The organism is Oligoflexus sp., from assembly GCF_035638955.1.
Lineage (GTDB): Bacteria > Bdellovibrionota_B > Oligoflexia > Oligoflexales > Oligoflexaceae > Oligoflexus.
Genome location: NZ_DASQYZ010000134.1, coordinates 1 through 4,746, shown reverse-complemented (window position 1 = coordinate 4,746; position 4,746 = coordinate 1). Strand labels below are relative to the sequence as shown.

Here is a 4,746-nt window from a genome sequence, read left to right as displayed (position 1 = left end):
TTGTCCCAGGACAACGAAAACTTCCTGGTTTTGATGCCATTTGCATTTCTTTTCGACACTTGAACGATGGTTCACTTTTGTTCGTCTTTCCAACTCATACATGACTTCTTTACGAAGCCTTTTCTGCAACGCTCACGACCAAGGCTCTTTACCTGGGCCGCTTGCAGTAGTTTGTAATCCGTTCCTGCAAACCGATTACGAAGGGCCTGCCTTCATCTTCCATGCTGCTTTCTACGACACACTTTCATCCAAAAACCAGCTTTTGCCTGAAGGCCGCTTAAGCCGGCGCACAGCCTTTTCCAGCCCTGGAGTAAACTTCATGACCCAGCGGTAAACGGCGGTGTGGTCAACTTCAAGTCCACGTTCCGCAGCCATCTCTTCAAGGTCCCGGTAGCTGAGCTTATAGGAAAGATACCAGCGGACATGGAGCATGATGATCTGGCGCTCGAAAGAGTGTCCTTTGGTGTCAAAAAGCATGAGTTGGCCTCCCGAAGTTTCCCGGAGAATACCACGGACTTAACCAGGCGCAACAGAACCCTGAATTTCGTGTTTTACTTGGCCTTTTACAACTCTTGACATTCGACGCTTAAGAAGTTAATCATATTAACCGATGAGTTAATATGATTAAGGGGTGGGCGTGAAACCAAAGTTGACAACCGAAAAAATAGTTCAAAAAGCCACTGATATAATTAACAAAAATGGCATTTCGACCTTCACGATGTCCGCTGTGGCGGAAGCCTTGCGCGTGACGTCCCCACACCTTTACAAACATATTTCCGGCCTTGAACCGTTACTTGATGGTGTCACGCATGCAGCTTTTGGCCATTTGAAACAAGTGACTATCGACGCAGCAATTGGCAAGAGTGGGATCGAAGCTTTGATTGCGATAGCAAGAGTCTATAGAGAATTTGGTCGTAATTTTCCTGGCGAGTTTGCATGTGCAGCTCGTCATTCGAATCCGAAGGATGCCGAGACAGCTAAACTTCGGGCCGACATTATTCAGATCTACGCGACAATTTTTGGCGGAAAACCCGACGATGATGCGCTGATCCATAAGATTAGAGTCTATCGTTCACTTATCTTTGGGTTTGTCACCCTCGAAGTGCAAGGGGCTTTTGGAGACAGCAGGTCCATAGACGAAAGTTTTGCCATGATTGAGAATTTGCTAGGTCATGTCGTTGAATTACCGGTGCAAAAATCGTAGGAGAGAATCGTCATGAAATTTATGAAAAATTTTATCAGTTTCTATCACAACCAATTTCTTCCTGAGCATTCAAATAAGAGCAACGTGGCACTCCATGTCGTTGGCACTCTCTTGAGCGCCATATTCCTGATCTGGGCTTTAGCCCACTCATATTGGTGGCTGGTTCTTTTGTATCCGATCGTGCATGGTGTACCTGGAATTATAGGACATCGAATGTTTGAAAGGGATAATAGTGTAGGCGATCTAAGAATTAATCGCCGCGATTTTCCGCTCTGGTGGTTTATTATCGCTAACCATATCCTAACTTACCAAATTTTTCTCCGCGCGTTCACTGGGCGTAAAGAGACAACATGAGGATTAGTTGGAATTATTATAATCGAAGGACTTTTATTGATATGAATCTAATCACTGAATAGAGTTATCTCGCTTAACATCTCTCAATATTGGCGCTCGATTTAAGGGTAAAGATAAGTAGTAGTATTGGCAAGGCCTGCCGTCGATAATGACGAAAACCTATTTGTCTCGATCATCTCACCATCAGGGAATTCAAAAAAAGCATATATTTGGATAAAGAAAAAAAGCGGTGAGGTGCTGACCATAAAAGGAACAGGAAATAACCTCGCCATGAATTCAAGAGGAGAAGTTTTCTCGACAGCCTTGGATGGAGACCCAGCCAATCCTGCCGAAATCTCTGCCCGTCTTGATTTAATCAGGAATGATCAATTCACTACCGCTTTTGTTTTTCCGAAAGGTGCAGTGGTAAATGGATTGGCGTCTGATTCTTTCGACAATCTTTACACAGCTGACAGTGCTCAAGGCTGTATATGGAAATTGTCCAAGGATTCCAAGCTCAGTAAATGGCTCGAACATAAGGATCTTATGCCGAAGTCCCTGCCAGGGATCCCCGGCGCAAATGGAATCCGCTTTGTGCAAAATTCATTGATCGTAGGAAATTCAAGTTCAGGTGAGATCCTGAAAATTAAGATCCAAAATGATGGGTCGGCAGGAGGCTCTGTCGCAAAACTTTCAAAGGGTGAAGTAAGGTTTCGAGGGCATCACCCCCGGACGCAGTTATCCTGCGAGGGCGTAAAATTGCTCGAATGGAGTGGAGCCCGGGATATCAATCTGACCTTTTTTGATCATGGCCATCATCTCAATGCCGGCAATCGTTTTCGCCGCCGACATGAAGGTCTTAAAGCCCAGGATCGCCCTTGTCCTTTGCCGGACCCGCCTATGATCCTGCTCCACAATGTTGTTGAAATATTTCACCTGCCGGAGCTCAATGTCAGTTGAATGCCCATGATTGAAAGCCTTAAGGCCGGCGTTTCTGCGCATAATGTTCAATTAAAAAATTCCGCGGAGTAGCGCTAAATACGCCCAAGGGGCTGACGTTGGATGGAATTATTCAGTAGGGAGAAGAAGACGAAGCACCTCATTAAACCGTTCCGAATTGCCACAATAAATTGAGATCAAGGCCTTCCGCCTGTCTAGTTCCACCCGCGCTGAGAATTTGTGGATAAGAACATCTCTGACGTAAGCCAGATCCGCTGACAGGTGGACAGCGGCTGGCGCCCTGGTCACCTCCTGGCTCTTTTGCAGCTGCGCCTCGAGCTCGCGGATCCTTTGCCTGAGCTCCTGGGTCGTTATCCGAAGCTGGGCCAGCATCCGTTCCTTAACGTTCTCCTGGTCAGCTCCCAACGAGCCTGCAGGGAGGTGGCGGCGATCAGCGATGGCCAGAACCGTTGCGAGCAGGGAAGGCTTGTGTCGCTTGCGCCGGGGCTCGCCGCCACGGAGGTCGGAAAACGTTTTTCCGGCAAGTGTGCTCAGGACGCCAGGAGGAAAGGCGTCCCTATTCTCGTTTACAACTTTCAGTGCGGCTTCAGGCCAGCGTGTTGCAACCTTCATGTAATGGGAGACCAGCGCCTCACTGACCCCAAGCTCCCGCGCGACCTGAGTTTGTTTATATCCGTCCCTGATCCACTGACCGATGAGCCTTGCGTTTTCAACGAATTCGGCAGCAGTGGAAGGGTGCTTTATGAAAGCGGAAGGGTCCATCCATGCACCCTCCTCTCACCCGGCCTTCTCAGGGTCGTCCCAGACAAGCCTTGGAATCTTTCCTAGAATGAGCCCAAACTTGGCAATGGTCTCGATCGTGGGATTACCGCGGCCGTTGACAATTTCCGTCATCGTAGCAGACGATATGTTCAGTTCACGGCGAAGCTCATTCTGGCTTATGCCTTTCGCTTTCATTGCCGCAGTAACATACTCGGCAAGGGATTTGGCAATCGCTTCCCGGGCTGCCCGCAGGTGAGCGGTCTCATCGAGGTATTCCTTTTCATTCTGCGTAATTTCGTCCTGGGTCATCAGGCTGTCGATATCCTTGAGAACTCCCATGGGGTCATTTCCTCCTTTCCAAGTGCAAAACTTCAAGAGCATCATCATTAAGCAGGTTATCGCTGGTAATCGTAGTCAACCTTTTCCTGGCTTCCCTGATGTCCTGCTGCTGTTTATCCTTGTCGTCGCCCGCCACAAGCATAAGAAGGACAATTCTTTTTGTGCGACCGCCGTCGAGCAGATAATAGAAGTCCGTTTCGCAGTAGTAGTACCGAAAGTGGTTTACCGTATCCCGGAGTTCGAAGAGTCCGTCACCAAGATTTTTATTGCCTGGCATCCTATAGCCATGCGGCCCGAAGTCCTCAGCTCCACGAACAAGCTTTCTGATTTGACCCTGCGCAGGCTTTGAACTCCTGAGAATGGCCATAAGATCCTTTTTGACCGGTGATCTGTCTGAAGCGGATGGCTTCCAATAATCCATGAACCACGATGACATTTCCGCTCTCCAACCCCCTTATCGACAAAGGACTGATTCACTTTAGCAAATCGGTTTATTATAATAAACCAATTTTCGCTGCTTGTTTGAATTAGAATCTTCATGATGAAGACTCAAGATAAAATATAATAATATTAATGATATATACCAGCTCTTAAATAGGCTGCCCTGAAAAAGTTTGATCAGGCCATGGAGGGTACAGAATTCAGGGAATGGTTGAGGCCCAGAAGAAAGCAAAATCGTTCAAAAATGCGTTTTATGCCCACGTAAACGATGGCTATCAACTTTCTAAGGTTGAAGCCTGCTCCGGACATGACGGCGTTGATTCCATCGCCTTTTGCACCCAAAAGATGGTTTCGCCCGAGCCTGTGATCGTGCTTCATATGCCCAATAACGGGTTCGATGCTTGATCGGCGTTTAATGTTCGGCGGTGGATTCTTTGCCCTGCCGGCGATATAGGCCTTTGATCCCCATATCAAACCGTCAAAGCCTTTGTACCCCTGGTCCAGATAGACTTCCTCCGGCCAGAGATTATGAAAATTTTTGATCATCCAGAGTGTATCAGAGAGGGTGTGGCCGTCATAGGGATTTCCCTGAAACGATTGAACAGCAAGCACCCAGCAGGACTTTGCTGTGGTCGCAATCGATACTTTGGAACCGAACTCGTATTTCTTTTTCGCCTTGCCTTTTGCAATGCATGACACCTCTGGAG

General features: G+C 47.7%; 6 protein-coding genes and 2 pseudogenes. 3 read left to right on the top strand and 5 right to left on the bottom strand.

The features are described from left to right. Nucleotides 1-231: 231 nt before the first annotated feature. On the bottom strand, nucleotides 232-477 hold the full coding sequence (locus tag VE954_RS13445) for a hypothetical protein (RefSeq protein WP_414699005.1): 246 nt from the start codon (nucleotides 475-477) through the stop codon (nucleotides 232-234). Nucleotides 478-637: 160 nt separating this feature from the next. On the opposite strand from VE954_RS13445, the gene VE954_RS13440 reads away from it, so the two are divergent. Next, a complete protein-coding gene (locus tag VE954_RS13440) occupies nucleotides 638-1,204 on the top strand; it encodes a TetR/AcrR family transcriptional regulator (RefSeq protein WP_324953524.1) in 567 nt (188 codons plus the stop codon). Between the two features lie 12 nt (nucleotides 1,205-1,216). After that, entirely contained in the window at nucleotides 1,217-1,558 is a 342-nt protein-coding gene (locus tag VE954_RS13435) for an Mpo1-like protein (RefSeq protein ID WP_324953522.1), read from the top strand. Between the two features lie 717 nt (nucleotides 1,559-2,275). Here VE954_RS13435 and VE954_RS13430 read toward each other — a convergent pair. From VE954_RS13430 to VE954_RS13420, 3 genes and pseudogenes are all read right to left on the bottom strand, one after another. Beyond that, nucleotides 2,276-2,488 (bottom strand): annotated as a pseudogene (locus tag VE954_RS13430) (DDE-type integrase/transposase/recombinase); the annotation flags it as partial. A gap of 117 nt (nucleotides 2,489-2,605) precedes the next feature. Continuing rightward, entirely contained in the window at nucleotides 2,606-3,259 is a 654-nt protein-coding gene (locus VE954_RS13425) for a hypothetical protein (protein ID WP_324953520.1), read from the bottom strand. A gap of 15 nt (nucleotides 3,260-3,274) precedes the next feature. Further along, nucleotides 3,275-3,598: a helix-turn-helix transcriptional regulator gene (locus VE954_RS13420; RefSeq protein ID WP_324953518.1), complete on the bottom strand. Its 324-nt coding sequence runs from the start codon at nucleotides 3,596-3,598 to the stop codon at nucleotides 3,275-3,277. Between VE954_RS13420 and VE954_RS13415 the strand changes: the two genes are divergently transcribed. Beyond that, nucleotides 3,597-3,947, top strand: coding sequence for a hypothetical protein (locus VE954_RS13415; RefSeq protein ID WP_324953516.1), 351 nt, complete (start codon nucleotides 3,597-3,599; stop codon nucleotides 3,945-3,947). The two genes, VE954_RS13420 and VE954_RS13415, sit on opposite strands and share 2 nt — an antisense overlap. Nucleotides 3,948-4,216: 269 nt before the next feature. Here VE954_RS13415 and VE954_RS13410 read toward each other — a convergent pair. Next, nucleotides 4,217-4,746: pseudogene (locus VE954_RS13410) on the bottom strand (IS5/IS1182 family transposase); the annotation flags it as partial.

Bases quoted from the DNA above. Each gene is read 5' to 3' on its own strand.
- VE954_RS13445 (WP_414699005.1), bottom strand. From the start codon at position 477: ATGCTTTTTGACACCAAAGGACACTCTTTCGAGCGCCAGATCATCATG.
- VE954_RS13435 (WP_324953522.1), top strand. From the start codon at position 1,217: ATGAAATTTATGAAAAATTTTATCAGTTTCTATCACAACCAATTTCTT.
- VE954_RS13425 (WP_324953520.1), bottom strand. From the start codon at position 3,259: ATGGACCCTTCCGCTTTCATAAAGCACCCTTCCACTGCTGCCGAATTC.
- VE954_RS13415 (WP_324953516.1), top strand. From the start codon at position 3,597: ATGGGGTCATTTCCTCCTTTCCAAGTGCAAAACTTCAAGAGCATCATC.
- VE954_RS13420 (WP_324953518.1), bottom strand. From the start codon at position 3,598: ATGGGAGTTCTCAAGGATATCGACAGCCTGATGACCCAGGACGAAATT.